The sequence below is a fragment of the Variovorax cryoconiti genome, assembly GCF_051216395.1.
GTDB lineage: Bacteria > Pseudomonadota > Gammaproteobacteria > Burkholderiales > Burkholderiaceae_C > Variovorax.
In genome coordinates, this window is sequence record NZ_JBPJZI010000007.1 from 36,795 (window position 1) to 59,843 (window position 23,049).

Genomic DNA, 23,049 nt, shown 5'->3' on the forward strand with positions numbered 1-23,049 from the left:
TCCGGCTATTGAACGGGGCCCGTGCCATAGAGCACGTTCGGCAGCCACAGCGAGAGCTGCGGGAAGATCGAGAGGATGACCAGCAGCACCATCATCACGGCGAGGTAGGGAACCACCTCGCGCGAGTAATCCATCATCTTCACCTTGAGGGTCTGCGACGAGATGTACATGAGCCCGCCCACCGGCGGCGTGATGCCCGCGATGGTGAGGTTGGTGATGAGCACGATGCCGAAGTGCACCTTGTCGATGTGCGCGCCGTCGATCAGCGGCAGCAGCATCGGCGTCAGGATGATGAGTGCGGCCGAGCCTTCGATGGCCGTTCCCAGCACGATCAGCACCAGGTTGATCAGCAGCAGCAGCAGGATCGGGTCTTTGGTGGTGCCGGCGAGCCAGCCCGACATCGCCTGCGGCACCTGCTCCCACGACAGGTAGAAGCCGAAGGCCGAGGCGGCGCAGATCATCATCATCACGCTGGCCGAGTCGCGCACCGATTCGGCGAGCACTTCGGGCAGTTGCCGCAGCTTCATCTCGCGGTAGCCGAAGATCGCGACCGCCAGCACGTACAGCACCACGATGGCGCCTGACTCGGTGGTCGTGAAGATGCCGTAGCGCGTGCCCAGGATGATGACCACCGGAATCGACAGCGCCCACAGGCCGTCGACGAGCGCCTGGCCCAGCTCCCTGGCGTTGGCGCGCGTGGCGCGCTGCGGCTTGTACTTGCGCTTGATCGCCAGCACGTGCGTGGTGAACATCAACGCCACGGCCAGCAGCAGCCCCGGCACGATGCCCGCGGCGAACAGCCGCCCGATCGATGCCTCGGCCAGGAAGCCGTAGATGATCAGCCCGATCGACGGCGGGATGAGCGCCGTGATGATCGCCGCCGACGAGGTGATGACCGCCGCGAAGGGCGCGCTGTAGCCACGCGCCACCATCTGGCTGCCGATGGTCTTGGCCAGCATCGCGGCGTCGGCGTTGGCCGATGCGGTGAGGCCGCCCAGCAGCGTGGCCAGCACGGTGCACATCTGCGCCAGCGCGCCGGTCATGTGGCCGACCAGGACCTCCGCCAGATTGAGCAACCGCCGCGTGATGCCCGACGCGTTCATGATGCAGCCGGCCAGCACGAACAGCGGCAGCGCCAGCAGCGACACCGACTCGGTGCCCTCGGCCATCTGCTGCGCGAAGTTGGCCAGCGGCATCTCGCCCAGGTTGAGCACGAAGAAGCCGAGCGCCGCGATGGCCATGGCCCAGGTGATGGGCGTCTGCAGCGCCAGCAGCACCAGCATCAGGATGGCGGGCAACCAGAGGTGGAACGAACTCACAGGGACATCTCCGAGGACGACTGCCATGTCCAGCCGGTGGCCCAGGGCTTGAGCAGCAGGTGCTGGACCAGCATGAGCAGCGATGCGAAGGCCATCGGCCCGTAGACCACCGAGCGCGGGATGTCGATGACGACCACGCGGATCGAATGCGCGATGACGGCCTGCCAGACGAACATCGCCGTCAGCGTGGCGAAGAGCGCGGCCAGCAGCCACCAGTTGAAGATGAAGATCGCGCGGCGCACCGGCGGCGGGAACATGGCCACCAGCGCATCGACGTCGGCGTGCATGCGCCAGCGGATGCACGCCGCGGCACCGAAGAACACCAGCCAGCCGAAGGCGATGACCGCGACCTCGAAGGTCCACGACGCCGGCTGCGGAAAGAGGTAGCGCGTGACCACCCCCCAGGTGATGGACAGCACGATGGCGATGGCGCAGGCCACGCCGATGGCCTCGTCCGCACGGCGCAGGCTCAGCAGCGGACCGGGCGACCCGGATGTCGATTCGCTCATGGCCTCAGCGCGTCATCGCGGCGCGGACCTTGTCGACCATGCCGGGCGTGAGGCCCGGCACTTTGGCGTAAGCGACCCTGGCCTTCTCCGCGAAGGCCTTGTTGTCCACGTCGGTCACGAACTGCACGCCGTTCTTCTTCATCTCGTCCGCGTAGGCCGCGTCGGAGGCCAGCGTGAGCTGCGTCAGTTCGGCGCCGGCCTTCTTGCCTTCTTCCAGCAGCACGGTCTGCAGGTCGGGCGGCAGGCTCTTGAAGAAATCGGTGCTGGTGACCATCGCGACGTACATGGTCTGGTGCGCCGTGGTCGACAGCACCTTGCGCACTTCGTACAGCTTCGAGCCGACCAGCGATCCGTAGTTGGCCTCGGCCGCATCCACCACGTTGGTCTGCAGCGCGTTGTAGACCTCGCCCCACGGCAGCGCGGTGGGCCGGGCGCCGAGCGCGGTGAAGGTCTCCAGCATGATGGGCGACGGCGGCACGCGCAGCGTCATGCCGGCCATGTCGGCGGGCGTGCGCACCGGCTTGCTGGCCAGCAGATGACGCACGCCGAACAGGCCGTCGGCCACGATCAGTTTCATGCCCTGCTGCTCCAGGCGACCCGACATCTCCTTGAACACGTCCGAGGCGAAGAGCTTCTTCGCCTCGTCCTGGCTGCCGTAGAGGTACGGACCGGCCAGGATGCCGAGGTCGGGCACGAACTGGCTCAGCTGGCCGTAGTCGGTGACGCTCAGCACGCGCGCGCCGCCCTTGATCATCTCGTTGACCTTCTTCTGCGGGCCCAGCTGGTCGCCGGTGAAGATGTTCAAGGTGATGCGCCCGCCCGAGCGTTCCTTCACGCGGTCGGCGAAGGCATGCATGACCTTCACCACCGGTTCGTTCGGGTTCACCTGCGACGTCGAAAAGCGCAGGTTGTAGTTCTGCGCCGTGGCCGGCGCGACGGCACCGAGGGCGAGCGCCACCCCGGCGGCCAGGGTGATCAGGGTCGAAACAGCGGTGCGTCGGGAAGCCATGGTTTGTCTCCGGCAGAGCGCTCGGGGCGCCTTGGTGTTATTCCTATATGAACTATCAGTTCATATATGAAATGATCACGACACCGTCAGGCGATGTCGATTGGGGTTTTCCGCAACGACACGCACCCATTTCGACTGATATGAATGCCTTGTTTACTGATGTTTGATCCATCGACTACTGACACTGCGCCCCTGCCGCTCGCGGATCTGCGCGTGCTCGACTTCAGCCAGTTTCTGGCCGGCCCCTCCTGCGCGTTGCGGCTGGCCGACCTCGGTGCCGACGTCATCAAGGTCGAGCGGCCCGATGGCGGCGACCTGTGCCGCGGCCTGGTGTTGGCCGACCAGACCTTCGAGGGCGACAGCGCCCTCTTCCACACCATCAACCGCCGCAAGCGCAGCTTCGCGGCCGACCTGAAGGCGCCGGCCGACCTGGCGCGCGTGAAGAGGCTGATCGAACGCGCCGACGTGATGATTCACAACTTCCGTCCCGGCGTGATGGAGCGCATCGGCCTCGACGCGGCGAGCGTGCTGGCACTGAACCCGCGCATCGTCTATGCCGCGGTCAGCGGCTACGGCGACGAAGGCCCGTGGCGCGACAAGCCGGGGCAGGACCTGCTGGTGCAGTCGCTCTCGGGCCTGGCATGGCTCACCGGCGACGCGCACGCCGACGGCAGCGGCCCGCCGGTGCCGGCCGGCGTGTCGATGATCGACGTGATCACCGGCGCGCACCTGGTGCAGGGCATCCTCGCGGCGCTGCTGCGACGCGGCGTGACCGGACGCGGCGGCCGCGTCGACGTGAGCCTGCTCGAATCGGCGCTCGACCTGCAGTTCGAGCCCTTCACCGCCTTCCTCAACGGCGACGGCACGCAGCCCGCACGGACCGCCGACAACCATGCCAGCGTGCACGGCGCGGCACCCTACGGCATCTACCGCACGCGCGACGGTTTCATGGCGGTGGCGATGACGCCGATGGACACGCTGGCGCAGCACATCGGCAGCGATGCGCTGGCCGCGATGGCAGCCGACCGCACCGGCTGGTTCCGGAACCGCGACGCGCTCAAGCAGCAGTTGCAGCAAGACCTGCTGGCGCACGACAGCGCGCACTGGCTCGCCATCCTGGAGCCAGCCGGCGTGTGGTGCGCCGACGTGCTGCGCTGGCCGCAGCTCGCCGCGCACCCGGCCTTCACCGCGCTGCGCATGACCCAGACCATCCGCAGCGCGAGCGGCGCGACCATGCAGACGACGCGCTGCCCGATCCGCATCGACGGGCAGCGGCTGTACAGCGACCGGGGCGCGCCGCGCCTGGGCGCCGACACCGACGCCATTGCGCGCGAGCTCGGCCTGAACAACCCCACCGCCACGCCAGCCCCATGACCCACGAACAATTCTTCGAAGACTACGTGGCCGGCGCCACGCGCACGACCACCGGCCGCACCATCACCGAGGCCGACATCGTCCTGCACGCCGGCCAGACCGGCGACTTCTTTCCGCACCACATGGACGCCGCCTGGTGCGCCACGCAGGACTTCGGCCAGCGCATCGCGCACGGCACGCTGGTCTTCAGCGTCGGCATCGGCCTGACGGCCACGGTGATCAACCCGCGCGCCATGTCCTATGGTTACGACCGCCTGCGCTTCGTGAAGCCGGTGTTCATCGGCGACACGATCTACGCGAAGGTCGAGATCACCGACAAGCGCGACCACCCCAAGCGCGCCGGCCACGGCATCGTGGTCGAGACCGTGACCGTCACCAACCAGCGCCAGGAGACGGTGCTGGTGTGCGACCACCTGCACCTCGTCGAGCGGCGCGGCACCCAGGGCTAAACTGGCCGCCCCATGAAGCCCACCGCCGCCGAGCCCGACGACACCGAGACCGACCGCCGCCCCAAGTACGCGGTGCCGGCGGTCGAAAAGGCGCTGGACGTGCTGGAGCTGCTGTCGGCACAGGCCGTGCCCATGACGCAGGCGCAACTGGCGCGCGCGCTGGGCCGCGAGCCGAGCGAGTTGTTCCGCATGCTGAGCGCGCTGGAAGCGCGCGGCTACCTGCGGCGTGAAGACAACGGCGGCTACGTGCTCACGCTGAAGCTCTTCGAGCTGAGCCGCACCCATTCGCCGCACGAGCAATTGCTGCGCGCGGCCACCGCGCCGATGCGCGAGCTGGTCGACAACATCCGCGAGTCCTGCCACCTGAGCGTGCTGCACCGCGACCAGCTGCTGGTGCTCACGCAGGTCGATGCGCCCACGTCCATCCGGCTGTCGGTGGAGGCCGGCTCGTTGCACTCGGCGGTCGACACGCTGTCCGGCCAGGTGCTGCTCGCCAATTCGCCTGAGGCCGAACGCGACGACCTGCTGTCGCGCCGCGCCGAGTTCCTGCGCAAGAGCGCCGACGAGCGCGCCGCCTACCTGGCGATGCTGGCGACAATGGCCGCCGACGGCTGGGGCTACGCCGAGAACGCGCGCTTCGTCGGCGGGCGCGACCTGAGCGTGCCGGTGGGGCATGCGCGCGGGCGCACCCGCGCCGTGCTCACCATCGCATCGCTGCGCGGCACGCACACCGCGCACGACGACCTGTTCGAGCTGCTGCCGCGGCTGCAGAAATGCGCCGAGGACATCGGGCGCATCGCGGGCATCGCCTAGCGTTCCGTCTGCAGAACAGGCTGTCTCCCGTACCGGCCTTTTGGACGCCCCGTCCGGCCCCATATTCTCGGGATCGCCGCCACCATCGCAGCCGGCGCTCACTCGAAAGACACCGCCATGACCGACCCCATTGTCCAGATCAAGCCCCTCGGCTTTCCGTGGGAGACCATCGACCCGTTCCTGTTCTGCGCGTACCACGACGACGCCTACCCCGCCGGCAACGGCGCGATGGGCCCGGCGGTATCGCTCGAAGGCCGCGCCATCGGCCAGGACTTCAGCCGCAAGGACGGCTGGAGCATGTACCACGGCGAAGACATTCCGGGCTTTCCCGGCCACCCGCACCGCGGCTTCGAGACGGTGACGATCGTGCGCAAGGGCCTGATCGACCATGCCGATTCGCTGGGCGCGGCGGCGCGCTTCGGCGGCGGTGACGTGCAGTGGGTGACCGCGGGTGCGGGCATCGTGCATTCGGAGATGTTCCCGCTGTTGAACGCCGAGGCGCCCAACCCGCTGGAGCTGTTCCAGATCTGGCTCAACCTGCCGGCGCGCCACAAGATGGTGGCGCCGCACTTCACCATGTTCTGGGCGGAAGACGTGCCGCGCTTCACCGCGACCGACGACGCAGGCCGCACGACCGACGTGGCCTGCGTGGCCGGCCGCGTCGGGCCGATCAACGCCGCGCCCGGCGCGGCCGGCGGCCCGCTCGCGCCGCCGCCCGATTCGTGGGCCGCGCAGGATGACGCCGACGTCGCCATCTGGACCCTCCGCATGGCACCCGGCGCGCGCTGGACGCTGCCCGCCGCGCAGGGCCAGGGCACCCGCCGCAGCCTCTACTTCTTCAAGGGCACGTCGGTGACCGTCGGCGGTCGCGCCGTCGCGAGCCACGCCGCCATCGAGCTGCGCGCCGACCAGGCGGTCGAGCTGGTCAACGGCGATGCGGACGTGAGCGAGTTCCTGGTGCTGCAGGGCAAGCCGATCGCCGAGCCCGTGGCCCAGTACGGCCCGTTCGTGATGAACACGCAGGCCGAGATCGCGCAGGCCATGGCCGACTATCGCCGCACCCAGTTCGGCGGCTGGCCGTGGCCGGACGAGGCGCCGGTGCATGGCACCGACCCGGCCCGTTTCGCGAAGCACCCGGACGGGCGCGAGGAAAAGCCCGCGACGCTTTCGGGCGACTGAACGGCGTCCGGCTCACCCCGGGCGGGCCGACACCGGGAAGTGTTCGTCCAGGAAGGCCAGGAATGCGCGCACGCGCGGTGCGAGCACCCGGCCCCGCGGATACAACACGTACAGCATGTCGTCGGTCGTCTCGCGGTAGTTCGCAAGCAGCGGCACCAGCGCGCCGCTCGCCAGGTCGGCGGTGATGTTGAACTCGGCCAACCGCACCACGCCCAGGCCGACGATGGCCAGCGTCCGCAGCAGCTCGCCCTGGTTGGCGCCGATGTGCTTGGGGATGTCGATGGTCTTGAGCGCGCCATCGCTCTCGCGGAAGGTCCACGCATTCCACTGCGTGCGGATGGTGAAGTTCAGGCAGCGATGGCGCAGCAGGTCGTCCGGTGTCTGCGGCGTGCCGTGCTGCTGCAGATAGGAAGGCGCCGCTGCGATGACCCAGGGCCGCGGCATCAGCGGCTTGCCGATCAGCGAGAGCTCGGTGGGCCGGCCACTGTGGATGGCCACGTCGATGCCCTGCTTGACGAAGTCGCCGCGCTCGGTGCCGATGATGAATTCAAGCCGCAGCGCCGGGTGCTTGTCCATCAACGCGGGCAGCAGCGGCGCGATCAGGTACTTGGCGGTGGTCAGCGGGGCGTGGATGTGCAGCGTGCCCGAGACGTCCGACTCCGCCGCGTTCGCGATGTTCTCCGCCTCGTCCATGGCGTCGACCACGCGCTGACTCGCACGCTGGAACTTCGCGCCCTCTTCCGTCAGCCGGATCGACCCGGCGATGCGCTCGAACAATCGCACGTTGAGCCGTGCCTCGAGCCGTGCGATCAGCTTGCTGACGGCCGACGGCGACAGCAGCAGGCGCCGGCCGGCGCCTGAAAAGCTGCCCTCTTCCACCACGCGGAGGAAGACCGTCATCTCGCCGAATTTGTCCATGCGGGTTTCTTTGTACTGTGCCGCGGCGTCACAGGCGGTGTGCTGTGGCGTGCGTTGTCTCGCTGGTGGGCACTGTACAGAATGGTCCGCTCACACAGGAGACAAACACATGAGCAAGACCCTCCGGATCGGTTCCGGCGCGGCGTGGTGGGGCGACCGCGTCGAGCCCGCCGCCCTGAACGCCGAGCGCGGCGAACTCGACTACCTCTGCTTCGAGACCATGGCCGAGGCCACCGTGTCGGCCGCGCAGGTGCGGGCACGGCGCGACCCGAGCTTTCCCGGCTACGACACCTACCTCGACGACCGCATGCGCGCGGTGTTGCCGGCCTGCATGCGCAACGGCACGCGCATCGTGTCGAACCAGGGCTGGATCAACCCGACCGCCGCAGCCAAGCGCATCGTCGAACTGCTGCAGGAGATCGGCGTGACCGGCGTGAAGGTCGCGGCCGTCGGCGGCAGCCTGATCACCGACCGCGTGCTCGAGCTCACCGACACGATCCTGGAGAACGGCCAGCCCACGCACACGCTCAAGCCCACGCTCATCTCGGCCGAGGCCTACCTGGGCGCCGAACCGATCGTCGAGGCACTGACGGCCGGCGCGCAGATCGTGGTGACCGGCCGCGTGGCCGACCCGTCGATCTTCATGGCGCCGATGATGTACGAGTTCGGCTGGGACCCGCTCGACCATGCGCGCGTCGGCGCCGGCAACGGCATCGGCCACCTGCTGGAATGCGGTGCGCAGGTGACGGGCGGCTACTTCTCCGACCCCGGCTTCAAGGACGTGCCCGAGCCGTGGAACTTCGCCTTCCCGATCGCCGAGGTGGAGGCCAACGGCGACGTCGTGATCACCAAGGTCAGCGGCAGCGGCGGCGCCGTGACGCTGCAGACCGTGAAGGAGCAGATGCTCTACGAGGTGCACGACCCGGCCAACTACATCACACCCGACGTGGTGGTCGACTTCACCACCGCGAAGCTCGAGCAGGTCGGCCCCGACCGCGTGCGGGTCACCGGCCTGTCGGGCAAGCCGCGCACGCCCACGCTCAAGGTGTCGATCGGCTGCACCGAAGGCTTCATCGGCGAGGACATGTTCTTCTATGCCGGCCCCGGCGCGCTGCGGCGCGCACAGCTCGCGAAGAAGGTGCTGGAAGAGCGCTTCAAGATCGTGAAGCTCGACGCGGAGGACATGCGCGTCGACTTCCTGGGCATCAACGCGATCCACGGCGACGCGACGCCGGCCGATGCGCCCGAACCTTACGAAATCGCCGTGCGCGTGGCGGCCCGCACCAGAACGCGCGAAGAGGCCGCGAAGGTCGGCCGCGAGGTCGACGGCATGGCCGTCTCCGGCATCGCCCACACCGGCAAGCGCGTGCCGCACCAGGAGCGCACGCGCGAGGTGATCGGCGTGTGGTCGTCGCTGGTGCCGCGCGAGCAGGTGCCGGCGTCCATCCAGTATTTCGAAAGCTGAGGCCATCGCATGAAAGTACTTCTGCAACACGTCGCCCACGCGCGCTCGGGCGACAAGGGCAACACCTCGAACATCTCGGTGTTCGCCTACGAGCCCGAGTTCTACGACCTGCTGCGCGACCAGCTCACGGCCGAGCGCTTCAAGGCCTTCTACCGCGGTGCGATCACCGGCGAGGTGCTGCGCTATGAGGCCCGCAACATCGACGCGATGAACTTCGTCTGCCATGGCGCGCTGGGCGGCGGCGTCTCGCGCAGCCTGTGCCTGGACAACTACGGCAAGGCGTTGTCGGCCGCGGTGCTGGGCTTCGAGATCGAGGTGCCCGATGCGCTGGCGGACAAGCTGCACGGGCGCCATCTGCTCTGAACGTTTTTCCCTCAACACAAGAAGATGGAGACAAGAACCATGAAGACGACGTTTCGCTGGTTTGCGGCGACGGTGCTTTCGCTCGCGACCGTCGGTGCCGCGCAGGCCCAGGGCTATCCCAACAAGCCGGTCCGGCTCATCGTGCCCTATCCGGCCGGTGGCACGACGGACATCATCGCGCGCGTGGCAGCGCAACAGCTGAGCGAGCGGCTCAAGCAGCCCTTCGTGGTGGAGAACAAGGCCGGCGCCAACGGCGCCATCGGCTCGGTCGAGGTGGCGCGCGCGCCGGCCGACGGCTACACGCTGCTGATGGGCACGGCCAGCACGCACGGCATCAACTCGGCGGTCTACAAGAGCCTGCCCTACGACGCGGTGAAGGACTTCGCGCCGGTGACCATCGTCGCGAGCACGCCCAACATCATCGCGGTGCACCCGAGCGTGCCGGCGAAGAACCTCCAGGAACTGCTGGCACTCGCCAAGGCGCAGCCGGGCAAGCTCAACTACGGTTCGACCAGCCTGGGCGGCTCGCCGCACATGAGCGCCGAGCTGCTCAAGATGATGGCCGGCGTCGACATGGTCCACGTGCCCTACAAGGGCGCCGCACCGATGCTCACCGACCTGATGGGCGGGCAGGTGCAGGTGGGCTTCGACAACCTGCCCTCGACCATCAACTTCGTGCGCAGCGGCAAGGTGCGCGCCATCGCGGTGACTACGCCGCAGCGCTGGCCCGGCGCCCCCGAGATTCCGACCGTCACCGAGAGCGGGCTGCCCGGCTACGAGGTGTCGGGCTGGTTCGGCCTGCTGGCGCCGGCCGGCACGCCGCCGGCCGTGCTCGCCACGATCCAGCAGGCGCTTGCCGACGCTGTGAAGCAACCCGAGGTGAACAAGCAGATGCTCGAACTCGGCGCGCAGCCGGTGGCCAACACGCCCGGCGCCTTTGCGAAGCTGGTGCAGGCCGACGTCGCCAAGTGGCGCGACGTGGTGAAGACCACGGGCGTGAAGCTCGACTGAGCGTGCGGGCCACGCGCCGCGCGCGACAGCGGCGTGCGGCGCGAGCGGTTAGGCTTTCGGTCGCCACCGGCGCCGGGCCGGTCATCGCGCCACAAGAATGACAACGAGCCTTCCGAGACATGCCCCGCCCCGATCCTCCTGGTTGATGCTGCTGGCGCTGACCGGCGCCTTCGCCCTCAGCCAGGCCTTCCGCACCGTCGCCGCCATCCTGGCCGCGCCGCTGCAGGCCGAGTTCGGCCTGTCGGCCCAGGCCCTGGGCCTGTTCGCCGGCGCCTTTCACTTCGCCTTCGGTGCGCTGCAGCTGCTGATGGGCATCGGCATCGACCTGCAGGGCGTGCGTCGCACCGTGCTGGCCGCGTTCCCGCTGGCCATCGTCGGCGCGGCCGTCTCGGCGCTGGCGCCGAACTTCCCGGTGCTTGTCGCCGGCCAGGTGCTGATCGGCGTCGGCTGCGCGCCGGCCTTCCTGGTGTGCACGGTGTTCATCGCGCGGCAATTTCCGGCCGAGCGCTTCGCGGCGGTGTCGGGCCTGACCCTGGGCATCGGCTCGCTGGGCATGCTGCTGACCGGCACGCCGCTCGCTTGGCTGGTGCAGGCGACCTCGTGGCGCACCGGCTTCTGGGCGCTCGGCGCGGTGTCGGTGCTCGCGTGGTGGTTGATCCTGTGGCTGGTGCAGGAGCCGCCGGCGCCGGTCGCCGCGGCCGAGCGGCCGTCGGTGCTGGGCGCGCTGCGCAGCTATGGCGCGCTGTTCGCCCTGCCCCACACGCTGGGCATCGTCGCGCTGGCGTGGGTGACCTACGCGTCCTTCATCTCGCTGCGCGGGCTGTGGCTCGGGCCGCTGCTGATCGAGCGGCATGGTTTCTCGCTGGTGCAGAGCGGCAACGTGGCGATCGCGGTGTCGGTGGTCGGCATGTTCGGGCCGGTGCTGTTCGGCCGCTTCGACCCTGGCGCGTCGCGGCGGCGCTGGATCGTCGGCTTCACGCTCACGGTGGCGGCGGTGTTCGGCGTGATGGCCTTCGACCCCGGCGCAGCGCTCGATGTGGCCGGCCTGATCGCCGTCGGCCTGCTCTCGGGCTACATCGTGCTGCAGTACGCGGACGTGAAGGCGGCCTACCCGGCCGCGATGACGGGCCGCGCGATGGCGATCTTCACGATGGCGATGTTCCTCGGCGTGGCGGTGATGCAGTGGTTCACCGGCGCGGTCGCCTCGGTGGCGTCGGCCCATGGCGCCGACCCGTTCGCGAGCGTGTTGCTGACGATCGCCGCGCTGCTGGTGACGGGCGCGGGCGCCTTCGTGTTCCTGCCGAAGCCCGCCAGCCTGCGCGCGCCCGGCGACGCCTGAATCAGGCGGAAAGTCCGTGCTCGACCATGTCGAGCAGGCGCTGGCCGACCTGCTGCATCTGCGGGCCGACCACCGGGCCGAGCGGCCCGTCGAGCACCAGCATGGCGAGGCCGTGCACCGCCGACCAGGCCAGGAACTCGGCACCGGGGCGGCGCGCCGCCGACATCAGCCCGGCCGCCACCATCTGATCGAGGGCCTCGCCCAGCAACTGGTACGGGTTCTTGCCGCTCGGCCCGGCACGCGCCGGATCGCTCGGGCCCTTGAGGTCGTCGGACGCCGCATACGCCGTGAGGAACAAGCCGTGCTCGGCCTGCGCGAAACGCAGGTAGCCGGCGCCGATGGCGCGCAGGCTCGCGCGGGCCGCCTCGGCCGGCGCGAGGCCCGTCGGGACCGTGGCCAGCTCGGCCTCCATGGCCGCCGCGGATGCCGACAGCGCGGCCGCGCGCACCGCCTTCAACAGCTCCTGGCGGCTGCCGAAGTGCCGGTACGCCGCGTTCGGCACCACCCCCGCCTGGCGCGTGACCTCGCGCAGCACCACCGCCTCGGGCCCGCCGCTGCGGGCCAGCGCGATGCCCGCTTCGAGCAACGCACGCCGCAGGTCGCCATGTCGATAGGTGCTGCGCACCGGCAGCGGGACGGGAACGGGACTCATGGCACGGGGAATTTCATGTGGACAGCGTCCATTCTCTCCGCTAAGGTCTTGTGGACGGCGTCCACAAGCCGTTCCATTTCACCCCATTTCCCGAGGAAAACCAATGGCGACCCAGATGCCAGCGGGGAACAAAGTCGTGGACCGTGGAATAAAGTTGTGGACCGTGGAATAAAGTAGCGGACTGGGGAATAAACCGGTGGATTGGAGAGGTTCTTCAAAGTGCTGCCGCCCTGCGCCAGTTCAAAAGTTGCTGTTCGAGTGTCGATTCCATCCAGCGCAAAACCCCAGTTGCTCTTAAGTCAACGGCTTGCCTCGGGCCTGCCCGACCTCGCCGGGCGCTAGAAGCGAGTGGCAGCGAACGGCTAGATACGTGCAAATTTTTTCTAGTCGTAGCTCGCCAAGACGACCGGGCCGCCCACCTCACCTTGTACGCGCGCATCGTTGAATCGCCCACCGTCAGCTTGAGTTCCGGCTACGTGCCGGGGCGCCTCGCTGGTCTTCACCAAAGGGAGCGGACGGACTTCTTTCGCTCGAAGGCACCATCGCCGAAGACAATCTGGAAGAAGCCATCGACACCTTTGGCGACCAGCGACTGCTTCGCGAGCACGATGGGCTTTTCGTCCGGCAGGCCAGGCAAAGCCCACGTGCACGCAACCCCTTAAGCGCTGCGACAACGCCGGCATAAACGGCCGAAGGTTGTCGTCGATGCCGAGGTAGTGATACGAATACCAGTCGAACGCGTCGGTGCGCCGGCGTGACGAAGCACCGCGTGGATCATCGGCTAGGAGCCCTTGCCGGCCATAGGGCTCACCACCCGCCCGTTTACGCCCGCAGGCCCTGCTCGCCGAGCATTGCGTTGAGTGACGCGACGAAATCACCGATCGTGTCGACCATCATGCCGCCAAATGTGGCGATCGCGGCATCGTAGAGTTTTTGGTCCAAGCTAATAGAGTTCAAAACAAGCAAATAGAGTTCGAAAAACTGCCTAGCACTTTACCGGGCATAGAGAAATAGAGTTCAAAACACTTCGGAGGCCTAGATGTAAGTGATGCGATCCGAGGGAATCACAAGTGCTTTCCTCGCGGACAGCCGAAGAAAGGGGAGCGCAGCGCTCTCGAATTGCTAGATGTCCGCGTGGTGCTGCCACGCCTCGGATGCGAGTACAGAACTGCGCCAATCCGGCCGACAATGCGCCAAGGAGCAACTAGCGCATGACCTCAGCAGCCCGAAAAACTCGGACGCCGGCGAAGCCGAAGAGCGGCGTGTTTGTGAAGCGCGATGCTTCCACTGGACAGCTTGTGGTCGTGGGCGGACAGTCTGGCGCAGTTGCGAAGCCAAGTTTCAGCGGTTCTGCTCCGCTCAAGCCGATGACGGCGAAAGTCGCGGCTAAGGTCGCCCGCAGAGCAGGAATCCTCACCGCTAAGGGGGAGCTGGCAGGAGCCTATAAGCGATGAGAGGCCCCCGCCGTTCGGCTCGTCGTTGCGCACGATGCTGGGTTCGGGCGACAACTCCACCTGGCTCGCGGGCTACCGACCATGAGCGAGGTGCACCGTCATAGAGGAGGTGCGCCTCGCAGTTGCGGCAGCTCTTCAGTGAAACCTTCTCACATCTCTCTGAAACTGGGTGGCACTGGGCACTTCAAAGGTCTTTACATGGGTCTCATTTCAAAGTTGATAAGCCTGCTTGGCGGCTCCGCCACGGCAGCGTCGAAATCGGGTGTTCCAGCTCATACGAGTGCGACTCGGCGTGGTAGCAACGCGACGCTGCGTGAAGACTGGCTCACTTTGAGGCATCCGGATTTCTTCGGACACGCGCATCGCTCACGAGCCCTTCGCCATCCCGGCGAGCAGCACCTTGGAATGGATGACCAGAGGGATCGATCCAACTGCGACTTCTGCGTACGCATCGGGCCAATGGGCATCTACGATTTGCTTGGACGTCATGCTGGGAAGATACGACGTGCTAGTTCTTCAACGGCTCGCACGCAGTCATCGCCGTCCCATTCCATTCGGCAAGGTTGCAATTTGCAAAGACACTAGTAGGCACCGTCAGGCCTTTGCTTTCGAGGTGCTCTTTCATCTTTGCGTAGAAGCCGTCCCAGAACTGGCGCCCCTTGTAGAACACGTCGGGGCCCATTCCCGTCCTGACGACAGCCTTGTTCAGCCATGAGTTCGACCTCCGGTCGGCCGCCTTTGAGTAGAAAGTCCAGGTTCCGTCGCTGTTGTCCTTCAATCCGAAACCTCGCAGGCCGGACACCGGGTGCTTGTCCGTGTCGGTTTCGACGGTGGCGAAGATGAAATCCGTAGGGGAAGTACAGATCGATTGCACGTCGCCATACTGCTGGACCAGTGTATTCTGCTCCGGGCCGCTAAATGGAGTCTTCGAGATGGACACGCCGAGAAGCAGGAACGTCATCAGCGCCCCAGTGTGATCGACTTGAGCCCACTTCTTTCCGTTTTCAATCCGATCGGGATCCTTGGGGTCGAGCACCTTGAATCCATATGGCCGGAAGACGTTTTGTCCAGTCGCGCCAGCAAATATTGGAAACGCCTGCCTCATCTCGACGAAGAACTCCGAAACCGTTTTGCCAGGGGGAGCACTGAAAGTGATGGCGAAATAGTCAAGGTTGAACTTGTCGCCGATGCCGTCCCGAATTTTGAGGATTTGCTTGACGTGCCTCGCCAGTACGACGCCAGACCCTTCATCGACGTTTCGGTTGACCAGATCGTCCCAATTTGCTCTGTCCTTGGAGGCAGGATTCTGCAGGTACGAGAAGCACAACTGGCTCGCCGCGAACTGCATTTTCTGCAAGCGGTCATTGTCCCCGTCCGAAGGCGGCGATGCGCACCCCGAAAGGGCTGCGCCCAGCGCAAGAATCGTCCACCCAAATGCCCGCTTATTCAACGTTGAGGGGAATGGACGCAACGCCATAACCAAATCTCCTCTTCGTCAGGCTCCATGCTCTTGGCCCGTAAGGCACGGCTGCTTCAAAGTAGTAGGACCGCCGCACCTGGTAGCGCTTCAGCTCTACCGCCGTGTCCGCGCGAGCACGCAGGTTCTCGCTCACGCCATCGCGGAACTCGATTGCATCAAGCTCAAATGAAGAATAGGGATCGAATGAAGGTCCGACGGTGACCCTTATCTCCCCTGCTCGGACAACCCAGGCCATCGGATCGCCGTGAATCACTGCGGCATATGCCCAGTCCGCAGCCTCCGAAAGCTCCCGCCCAAGGCATGCGTTCGGTTGGTGCCTGTACAGCGCCAGGCCGCACCATCCGAAGAAGTCGGAGCCAAGGACGACATCGCAGTACCAATGCCGTGTATCCGGGTCCCACGCCACGGCATAGCTCGCAAGGGATCGCCGCTTGCCAGCAAAGTTGTCCAAACCGAGCTGCACGTTGTCTTGGTGCATGACGACGCGCCGGTCTTCAGCGGTGGGATAAAGGCGTGGATCCAGTTGGACGTCAGTCGAGGGCGAAACGAAGTCCGAAGCCCGCGGGATGCGCCTCGAAGCGACCAGTCGGGGCCGCTCCACCGGGTCTTCGCCCCATTGGGTGAAGGTCTTGTCCAGGGCCTCGCGAACCACATTCGGCTCGGGGCCTGTCAGGCATCCGATGGCTAGTCTCTCGCCGGGGCCTGACTGGAACCATGGTCGTTCGAGAAAGATGCGAAATGCGTATTCGGTGTCGATCGACCTGCGGCCGGACGCGATGTTCTCCTTGGCCCTTCCCAACGGAAGAATGTGACTGACACGTGGCGCCTTCATTCGGGCAGTGCCCGGAACGTCGACCACGACCGATGATGATTCGACGTCGATCGCCCGCGGGCCATAAGCGCTCTCGAAACGGCTGCGGGCCAGGACGCTGACTGTCGCGATCTTCCGGCGGAGATCCTTGAAGTTCAGGGCGTGCCACTTTTCGTGGCTTGCCTTGGGTTCGCTCCTCTCGGCTCCCGCCAGGAATACCTTGTTCTCCGCGCACTGTCTTTGCCAGTCGCCTGATTGCGCGGTTGAAGCCTTATTGTCGACAAAGGCCCTCAACCCCCGGGGCAGCGGAGTGCGTGCTTCATCGAAGATGATGCTGTGCGGTTTGGTGACCGCCTGCCCGCTGTTCAACGCATAGGTCTCCTGCTCGGGTGCGTCGTTGATGTCTGTCCAAGTTGCCTGCAATCGCATCTGGCCTGTAGATGCCGCGTGCACTTCAACGTGCCCAGGCACTTCGGCCGTCTCGGAATCTACGGCACGAAGTCCGAGCGGTCCTCGGTTCGTGGGCCCGACAGCCACGAGTTCGGGGTCGCGAAGTGGCCGCGGAACCGCATGAACGACCCTGATGAGCTGTTCCGTCATCGATGGCGTCGGATTCCATCCCGCGCTGAATAACGGCATCTTGAGGGAGGCGTTCCACTGCGCGCTCGACGAGGCGAAGCTGGCGGTGCGCTTCAGGTCTGCGACATCGACGTCCGGAATGATCGAAAGCTCGATTTCGACCGCAGGAGGCACTGATACCTCCACATGATGGCAATCGAAAAGTAGCCCACGTTTCTGGACGGACGGATCCTCCGATTCGGTCGTCCGGAAACTGATGACTATCGGCCTGAACTTTTTCCAGTCGCCCTTGTCGCCGTATTTTTGACTGACCGACTTGAGCGGCTGGTGGGGAATAACCTCGCAATATCGTCCCTCATGCGTCATCTGCGGTCCGCCGAACGTGCGGGGTCGGCCGTTCAGCACCCTTGCGCGAATGATCACACCCGAGACTTCGGGATCGTAGAAATAGTTCATGTCCGCGCCCCCATGCGTGAACATCGTGGCTGCGTCCTTGACGAAGCGCCGGCCCGCGAGTTCGCTTGCTTCATCGGCGACGCCCAGCACCAGCCCGTAGTAGCGGCATGCATCGATATCGATCGGCGTCGGAGCCAGTGTGATCTTTGCAGTCGGGGAATGGTCCGTCAGTTGGATGCTAAGACGGCTCTTCTCCTTGCCAGGGGCATCCCCGCTTGAGGCCGACACCACCTCGCCCGCCTTGTATCCGCGCGCGCGAAAGAAGGGGACTGTCTGGACGCAGCGCGACTCGAGGGATGCCGGCATCGGTCCCGCGGGCAAGCTCACGCATCCAAGAAAGACGGCCCGCAGCCTGTATCTGTATGCCTGGCCAAACTTGAGTCGCGTGGCGCCGGAATAACCCACCGTCGATATCTTGAACGGAGCCGCGTCTGCCACCGCAGGCGCATCTTCAAGACCCAGGAAAACTCGCATGTCGCGGGCCTGCGCGGTGGACATTCCGCTGTAGGTCGCGAATTCCGTGCTGGTGATCTCGCGATCCTCGTCTGCGGCTTGTTCGCGATCGAAGAAGTCCTCGTTGTCGCCCTCCACGTGTCCCCGGGAGAATTCGGCGCGCTGCCGCTGGACATGGACGCTACCGAATGACCCGGACTCAGTGGCGAGGTCGAGCCGGAAACCTATCCATAGGTCCTCGAGAAAATTGCAGGTGAGCCCTGCTCCTGTTCGCTCGCCTTGCGTGTCAGGACGCAGCACTGCATGCGTAACCAGATCCTCCACGGGTGCCGAGAACACGATGCCGGAAGTTTCAGGCTCCGATGTGCCAAGCTGTTCGTCCCTGAGCAATTGGGGGCGGCGTGTATCGATTGCAGCCACGAATGCCCCGAAGTCGTCTTTGGCGTCTGCGACGTCCGAAAGCGAGTTGTTGGCCTGGACGATGAAATCCTTGACTAATTGCGTCTCTGTATTTATGCAACTCGCCCTGTATCGCGGCCTTCCCGCCGGATCGTTGAGAGCGACAAAGCCGCAATTGCCTGTCTGCCCCGCGGTGAGATCCGCGTAGGCGAGAGGATGCGTGAGTTCCCTGCGCCGAAACGCAGTGGGTTTGGTTACTAGGTCAACCAGCGCGGCGTCCATGGGGATGGAGCTGGGATCGATTTCGATCACCCAGTCGCCCGAAATGGGGCCGCTCGCGCTCCACTTGGTGACGAAACCGCAGGCGCTCGCCACCAATCCGTTTCGCAGGGCCGCATGGACTGAAATGTTAGGGTCTGCAACGCTGAGCGTTCTTGCACCGGCAGCGCTCGCGCTCACCAATTGCCCCGGCGCAACCTCGCCCGCCTTGCGTACGGTCTTCTTCACCGTCAGGCGCCTTTCGATCTTACGCAGGGCCGACGAGACAAGCTGTGCCTGGACGGCTGCGCCCTGCGCCGAAACAAGCGCGTCTAGCTGCATGATCTTGCGCTGGTCTCGGAGCGAATCGAGGATGGCTGCATGCGCGGCCGAGTCGAGCCTGCGGAAGGTGCCCAGATCGAACTGTTCGACCTCATCGGTGCCTTGTATGGAGAAGGCTCCATTCAGGAGATGGAGAATGCGCTTGATTTCGACAGTGATGTCGTATGCCTGCGCGATATCGACAAACTTGTGCGCACCCAGTTGGTCGAATCTCTGGTCGTGCACGATGCCGTCGGAGCGGATCGGGTCCGGTACCCCCATGTATCGCAAGAGCGCCGCTGCGAGTGCCTGGAGCGGGCCGTGCTCATCTTGCTTGTGGGTCAACGTGACTTGGACGACGTCCGGCGTGGTCATCGACGGATTTGACTGCCACGCCGCGAACGGCTTGGCGCGGGCCGATATCGATCTTCCGCCCTTCAATATGGGGTGTTGCGCGAGGATGGCGTCTAGTTGCTGAGGTTGGTACTCGCCTTGCGCAAAACGAGGCTCGCAGACGAGTGCGACTTCGAATTCATTCGGGCTATCACCGCTTCCCCGCGTATCCAGCGGGACACAAATGACCATGTACTGCGCCTTCATCTTCCCTCCGCTGCTGCATACCCACCAAGGATCCGGCGGAACGCGGCTGTGCGCGCCTCGTCCATGGCGCCGTAAAGAATCTCTCCCTTGTCGTCGGTGTACGTTGGCCCCGCGCCCGAAGCGAGGGCAACGCGCCGGCCGTTCAGGCGCTGGCCGCCAGATTGTTTTTCTTCCCTCGTCGCTGTGAACGAGTAGGAAACGCGGACGAAGCCGATCTTGATCGATACGCTGATCGTCGACTCGCCCTTGACGCTCTTGCCCCCCGCGCCTTCATTCGATTCCAGGGCGATGAACACGAGGCCGCAAAAGTCGATGAACCCCGCGACCTTGAGATCTGCCGCGGCCTTGACGAACGCCCGCAGGACGACCTTTCCTGAGACGAGGTCTCCCGCCTTGTCCACCACCTTCTCGCACATGTAAAAGATCCCCGCGGTCAGACTCGCGATTCCCGAAGCAAGTGTCCAGGTGACCGGCACGAGGGCGCCATACTCCATGCTTACTTCGATCAGCCGGCACCCTTTGGTTGTCAGCTCGAGCAGGACGTGCGCCTTTCCCCCGTAGAAAGGAGGAACGTAGATCGTCAAAGGCTTTTCTCGCGAGCACACGGAGAAGCCCACGCTGAGCACGTCACGGCCCTGGAGGGGAACCATCACAAACCAGCCGAGAGCAAGGTTGATCACCTGGGCCGGCCCGATGAAAAGAGGCTGGCCCTCCGTCGCCGGGAACCTGAGTGTCTGGGACACGCGCACACGCTGCGGCGAGAGGTCCAGTTTGATCCCCTGGTCCCCCCCGATCCCGCCGAGAACGTCCGATAGCTGGCTGATGAACGCGAGGGGCCCCACCAGATCTACGGTTTCAATCTCTGTCTGGAAGTCTTTGCCGCCATCGGGACGCATGACAAACGCAACTTGGCGGAACGTCACCTTGATCGCGTCGAACAATGTGATGCTGAAGCGCTCCAGGCGCGCCGAAGCGGCGACGACAGCCATTCCCGGCGAGAACTCCAACTTGCGGAGATCCTGGCTCACCCGCACCGATCCGAGGTCGACTCTGGAACGCGCGTCGATCAGCATCCGGGTTTCGCCCCGGAACGGCTCGAACTTGAGCGGGCCAATCGTCTCTGGTTTGAAGACATCGTTTGTCCACTGAAGCGATGCTTCCATGCCGATGGAATACGGCTCGGCATCCGGTGTCGTCTTCGCCTCCGCCATCATGGCCGCAAGCACCTGCGGAAGTGACTGCTGACCCGCCCCTTCCCCTACCATCTCCAGTATCGGCTCCAGGCCGATCAGCCTCACATCCCAGACCAGGGGTGGCGCTGAACGGCTGTCGCCATCGGAGGCGACCCGCATCTGGCCGGGCGGCGAGCCCCCGAAGAGAACGTTCCTGAACACGTCCGCGAAGGTCAACCCCGGCAATATCTGCGCGTCCAGCCCGAAGAGGTCACCGAAGTTCAGGTTTGGGCTCGGCAGCCCCGCAGCGCGTGTACCCGCCGCCGCGATATGAGGAGCCGGCGCCGTCGCGAATCCCATGACCGTTCGCGCCTCGCGCTCGAGCGCAGCGAGATCACTCGCCACCCGCACAGGATCGAAAGGTTGCACGTCGAGGTGCTTACGGCGCTCCCTTCGGAATGCCGCGAAATCTACCCGCCCGATTGACTCCAGGAAAGCCTTCTTCGCCGCATACCCACGCCAGCGGCGTTCGTTAAACGTGGCGTCGCCGACCGCACCACAATTCCTCGTCAGAATGCTCGCGTGGGTGTCGGGGACCGATAGCCCCCCGACGGATTCCGAGTTCGCGCTTTCCCCAAACTTGATCTCGTTCGTGATGCCGAAGAAGAGGGCGTCAGGTATGGTTCCGGAGGTGGCGTTGAAATAGTTCTCTCGGATCTGCAGGGCGCGTTGTGTGTCGGTGAGCGACAAGGGCGTCTGTGTCTCGCCGATAAGTGCGCGCGTCTCGAGCAGATAGAGGTATGGATCGGCGGACATGCTCTCTCCAGGCTGTACATTCAGCTTGTAAAGATCCGGCGGCGCAGTGGGGTCAGGGTCAAGAAGCGTGCAAGACACGGACCGCACATCGCGGTATGTGGCGATCACCGACGAATCCTGGCCCGACATCTGGCCGATGCCCTCAAGCCTGAGGCGCAGCGTTCGCGATCGAGCGCCGAATGGCCTTGCTACGGCGACTGTGGGACTCATGTCCGGAATGCCGGCCCGGACCCATTCGACCCAGTCGACTCGTTGCGAGGTATCGCCCTTGCTGATGGGTTTCGCGAGTGCAGCAAGCGACGCGCGGTACTTGGCGAACCGCCAGTCGGCACCATGCCAGATCTTGTCCACGACCTTCAGGCCGTCTCCTGATTTCGGGATGGTGTGGGTCGCGTCGGGGTCGCCCGAACCGTCCATTCCACACATGGCGTCACGTTGGCTGTGCTGGTAGGGATATCCGCTCTCCCATATCAGCCCGTTGGCCATCGTTGCCTTGTTGCTGATATAGATCAGCGGCATCGCGCTGCGGTGCTTGTCGCCTCCCCAATCGGTCCCCTCATGATCGAACGCGAAAGGCGCGCCGTTCACGGTCGGAACGAAGAAATCGTATTCCCGGTATTTGGACGCGTTCCCTCCTGGGGGCAAATCCAGCGGGGGCGTCTGGGCCGTCTTGATGGCGACGGAAACGAAGGGCGTCTCCGCGTGCGCGATAGGTACGAGATTGCTCTCGGCGATCTGCAGGAACACTTGCTTGATGACTGGTGCCACGTAGTGTCCCGCGACATCCAGGACGAACACTCGTTCGGACTGCACGAGCAATTGGCAAGGCGTGCCGAAGGGATACAGGAAGCCTGCATCCAGGACTTCCACGTGCTCGTCCCTGCCAAGACTGGTTCTTTGCACCCAGCCTGCTTGGGCGCAGCTGGGTGCGGGCACCCAGTGCGCATCGAATTTCAACCAGCCGCCTAACGCGCCGAGGCGGAATTGTTCGACCGGTATCGCGCGCCCATCTACATAGCAGGCGCTCGCGCACGTATTCGCATACTGGACAAGCGCGGTCTGTAGCGGCGGCGGGCCGACCCTTCCTGTATATGGGAATCGCCCCGACAAGCTGGTGGCAATCGTCAGCCGGTCATAGTTGGACAGCGGAGCCTGCGTCGGGCTTTGAGTTCCCGGCTTGTCGCGATAGCGCACCACTAGGTTTCCAGCACCCTCTGACCCTGTGGTCTGTCCGCGCTCAAAACCGCGAACGCTCAGCACCTCCATCTGTGGCAGCTTGCTTCCCGCCCCTACCAGCGCCGTGGTCCACATGGGAGTCCATGAGCCGGCCGCCTTGGGCTTGATTGCATGGCGCCAGGCGACACCTTCGCCCCGTTGGCTCCTGCTGGGCGTGAGCTCTATACCCCACGGCAGTTCGACTCGGGTCGAGAGCGGCGACTTTGCCGGATCCACTTCGAGGTCGTACCGAGGTTGCAACAACACATCTTCGTCCGCATTGTTGTGGTCCGGAAGAACCGTTTCGAGGCTGGACCAGTCCAGAAGGTCCTCCAGGGAGAGCTTGATGCGTTTCCGACGCAGATCCCTCAGCACGATGTGACTTGGCGCACTGGGCTGGAGTTCGACAGAGGAGAGAAGGCTCTCCGGCATCACGGGAGGTATTCCAGCAGTCCCTATCGCCGTCTCCGCGAAGTGTTGGGGTGGGAAAGAAAAGACAAGCCGCGCGCCCGGTTCGTCGTCGAGTGGGACAAGCCATCTCGCACTTAGGAAACGGCGCTCGGCGTATCCCACCGCAGTGAGACGAAGATAAAGACTGTCCGAAGGGCGGCGCAGGACATACTGCGGCCATTTCG

16 protein-coding genes are annotated in these 23,049 nt (G+C 65.2%); 8 read left to right on the forward strand and 8 right to left on the reverse strand.

Features of this window, described 5'->3' with window-relative positions; translation table 11 throughout:
* Nucleotides 1-5: 5 nt before the first annotated feature.
* Genes ACSFA2_RS17440 through ACSFA2_RS17450 form a run of 3 tightly spaced genes read right to left on the reverse strand, consistent with a single transcriptional unit; the run spans nt 6 to nt 2,837 of the window.
* The gene (locus ACSFA2_RS17440; protein WP_435456578.1) at nt 6-1,319 is read right to left on the reverse strand and encodes a TRAP transporter large permease; all 1,314 of its coding nucleotides are present in this window, start codon (nt 1,317-1,319) and stop codon (nt 6-8) included.
* A complete protein-coding gene (locus tag ACSFA2_RS17445) occupies nt 1,316-1,828 on the reverse strand; it encodes a TRAP transporter small permease (protein ID WP_435456579.1) in 513 nt (170 codons plus the stop codon). The genes ACSFA2_RS17440 and ACSFA2_RS17445 overlap by 4 nt, the downstream gene beginning before the upstream one ends.
* A gap of 4 nt (nt 1,829-1,832) precedes the next feature.
* The gene (locus ACSFA2_RS17450; protein ID WP_435456580.1) at nt 1,833-2,837 is read right to left on the reverse strand and encodes a C4-dicarboxylate TRAP transporter substrate-binding protein; all 1,005 of its coding nucleotides are present in this window, start codon (nt 2,835-2,837) and stop codon (nt 1,833-1,835) included.
* A 159-nt stretch (nt 2,838-2,996) separates the two neighbouring features.
* On the opposite strand from ACSFA2_RS17450, the gene ACSFA2_RS17455 reads away from it, so the two are divergent.
* The 4 genes from ACSFA2_RS17455 to ACSFA2_RS17470 all read left to right on the forward strand — a co-directional run bounded on the left by ACSFA2_RS17455 (nt 2,997) and on the right by ACSFA2_RS17470 (nt 6,652).
* A complete protein-coding gene (locus ACSFA2_RS17455) occupies nt 2,997-4,211 on the forward strand; it encodes a CaiB/BaiF CoA transferase family protein (protein WP_435456581.1) in 1,215 nt (404 codons plus the stop codon).
* Nucleotides 4,208-4,660 carry a MaoC family dehydratase gene (locus ACSFA2_RS17460; RefSeq protein ID WP_435456582.1) on the forward strand — a complete coding sequence of 151 codons (453 nt, stop codon included), beginning with the start codon at nt 4,208-4,210 and terminating at the stop codon, nt 4,658-4,660. The genes ACSFA2_RS17455 and ACSFA2_RS17460 overlap by 4 nt, the downstream gene beginning before the upstream one ends.
* Nucleotides 4,661-4,672: 12 nt before the next feature.
* Complete coding sequence (locus ACSFA2_RS17465) at nt 4,673-5,473, forward strand: IclR family transcriptional regulator (RefSeq protein WP_435456583.1); 801 nt, start codon at nt 4,673-4,675, stop codon at nt 5,471-5,473.
* 117 nt (nt 5,474-5,590) lie between these two features.
* A complete protein-coding gene (locus ACSFA2_RS17470) occupies nt 5,591-6,652 on the forward strand; it encodes a pirin family protein (protein ID WP_435456584.1) in 1,062 nt (353 codons plus the stop codon).
* A 12-nt stretch (nt 6,653-6,664) separates the two neighbouring features.
* On the opposite strand, the gene ACSFA2_RS17475 is transcribed toward ACSFA2_RS17470, so the two are convergent.
* Complete coding sequence (locus ACSFA2_RS17475) at nt 6,665-7,570, reverse strand: LysR family transcriptional regulator (RefSeq protein ID WP_435456585.1); 906 nt, start codon at nt 7,568-7,570, stop codon at nt 6,665-6,667.
* A gap of 109 nt (nt 7,571-7,679) precedes the next feature.
* Here ACSFA2_RS17475 and ACSFA2_RS17480 point away from each other — a divergent pair, with 109 nt between their 5' ends.
* The 4 genes from ACSFA2_RS17480 to ACSFA2_RS17495 all read left to right on the forward strand — a co-directional run bounded on the left by ACSFA2_RS17480 (nt 7,680) and on the right by ACSFA2_RS17495 (nt 11,748).
* Nucleotides 7,680-9,035: an acyclic terpene utilization AtuA family protein gene (locus ACSFA2_RS17480; RefSeq protein ID WP_435456586.1), complete on the forward strand. Its 1,356-nt coding sequence runs from the start codon at nt 7,680-7,682 to the stop codon at nt 9,033-9,035.
* A gap of 9 nt (nt 9,036-9,044) precedes the next feature.
* Complete coding sequence (locus ACSFA2_RS17485) at nt 9,045-9,398, forward strand: AtuA-related protein (RefSeq protein ID WP_435448537.1); 354 nt, start codon at nt 9,045-9,047, stop codon at nt 9,396-9,398.
* A gap of 39 nt (nt 9,399-9,437) precedes the next feature.
* Nucleotides 9,438-10,409: a Bug family tripartite tricarboxylate transporter substrate binding protein gene (locus ACSFA2_RS17490; RefSeq protein ID WP_435456587.1), complete on the forward strand. Its 972-nt coding sequence runs from the start codon at nt 9,438-9,440 to the stop codon at nt 10,407-10,409.
* A 145-nt stretch (nt 10,410-10,554) separates the two neighbouring features.
* A complete protein-coding gene (locus ACSFA2_RS17495) occupies nt 10,555-11,748 on the forward strand; it encodes an MFS transporter (protein ID WP_435456588.1) in 1,194 nt (397 codons plus the stop codon).
* Between the two features lies 1 nt (nt 11,749).
* Here ACSFA2_RS17495 and ACSFA2_RS17500 read toward each other — a convergent pair whose 3' ends face one another.
* The 4 genes from ACSFA2_RS17500 to ACSFA2_RS17515 form a co-directional block, all read right to left on the reverse strand.
* A complete protein-coding gene (locus tag ACSFA2_RS17500; protein ID WP_435456589.1) occupies nt 11,750-12,400 on the reverse strand; it encodes a TetR/AcrR family transcriptional regulator in 651 nt (216 codons plus the stop codon).
* A 1,962-nt stretch (nt 12,401-14,362) separates the two neighbouring features.
* Nucleotides 14,363-15,211, reverse strand: a complete 849-nt coding sequence (locus ACSFA2_RS17505) for a hypothetical protein (RefSeq protein ID WP_435456590.1) — start codon at nt 15,209-15,211, stop codon at nt 14,363-14,365.
* A gap of 85 nt (nt 15,212-15,296) precedes the next feature.
* Nucleotides 15,297-19,211, reverse strand: coding sequence for a hypothetical protein (locus ACSFA2_RS17510; protein WP_435456591.1), 3,915 nt, complete (start codon nt 19,209-19,211; stop codon nt 15,297-15,299).
* Nucleotides 19,208-22,846, reverse strand: coding sequence for a hypothetical protein (locus tag ACSFA2_RS17515; protein ID WP_435456592.1), 3,639 nt, complete (start codon nt 22,844-22,846; stop codon nt 19,208-19,210). The genes ACSFA2_RS17510 and ACSFA2_RS17515 overlap by 4 nt, the downstream gene beginning before the upstream one ends.
* Nucleotides 22,847-23,049 lie beyond the last annotated feature (203 nt).

Bases quoted from the DNA above. Each gene is read 5' to 3' on its own strand.
- ACSFA2_RS17445 (WP_435456579.1), bottom strand. From the start codon at position 1,828: ATGAGCGAATCGACATCCGGGTCGCCCGGTCCGCTGCTGAGCCTGCGC.
- ACSFA2_RS17450 (WP_435456580.1), bottom strand. From the start codon at position 2,837: ATGGCTTCCCGACGCACCGCTGTTTCGACCCTGATCACCCTGGCCGCC.
- ACSFA2_RS17455 (WP_435456581.1), top strand. From the start codon at position 2,997: ATGTTTGATCCATCGACTACTGACACTGCGCCCCTGCCGCTCGCGGAT.
- ACSFA2_RS17460 (WP_435456582.1), top strand. From the start codon at position 4,208: ATGACCCACGAACAATTCTTCGAAGACTACGTGGCCGGCGCCACGCGC.
- ACSFA2_RS17465 (WP_435456583.1), top strand. From the start codon at position 4,673: ATGAAGCCCACCGCCGCCGAGCCCGACGACACCGAGACCGACCGCCGC.
- ACSFA2_RS17470 (WP_435456584.1), top strand. From the start codon at position 5,591: ATGACCGACCCCATTGTCCAGATCAAGCCCCTCGGCTTTCCGTGGGAG.
- ACSFA2_RS17475 (WP_435456585.1), bottom strand. From the start codon at position 7,570: ATGGACAAATTCGGCGAGATGACGGTCTTCCTCCGCGTGGTGGAAGAG.
- ACSFA2_RS17480 (WP_435456586.1), top strand. From the start codon at position 7,680: ATGAGCAAGACCCTCCGGATCGGTTCCGGCGCGGCGTGGTGGGGCGAC.
- ACSFA2_RS17485 (WP_435448537.1), top strand. From the start codon at position 9,045: ATGAAAGTACTTCTGCAACACGTCGCCCACGCGCGCTCGGGCGACAAG.
- ACSFA2_RS17490 (WP_435456587.1), top strand. From the start codon at position 9,438: ATGAAGACGACGTTTCGCTGGTTTGCGGCGACGGTGCTTTCGCTCGCG.
- ACSFA2_RS17495 (WP_435456588.1), top strand. From the start codon at position 10,555: ATGCTGCTGGCGCTGACCGGCGCCTTCGCCCTCAGCCAGGCCTTCCGC.
- ACSFA2_RS17500 (WP_435456589.1), bottom strand. From the start codon at position 12,400: ATGAGTCCCGTTCCCGTCCCGCTGCCGGTGCGCAGCACCTATCGACAT.
- ACSFA2_RS17510 (WP_435456591.1), bottom strand. From the start codon at position 19,211: ATGAAGGCGCAGTACATGGTCATTTGTGTCCCGCTGGATACGCGGGGA.
- ACSFA2_RS17515 (WP_435456592.1), bottom strand. From the start codon at position 22,846: ATGCCGGAGAGCCTTCTCTCCTCTGTCGAACTCCAGCCCAGTGCGCCA.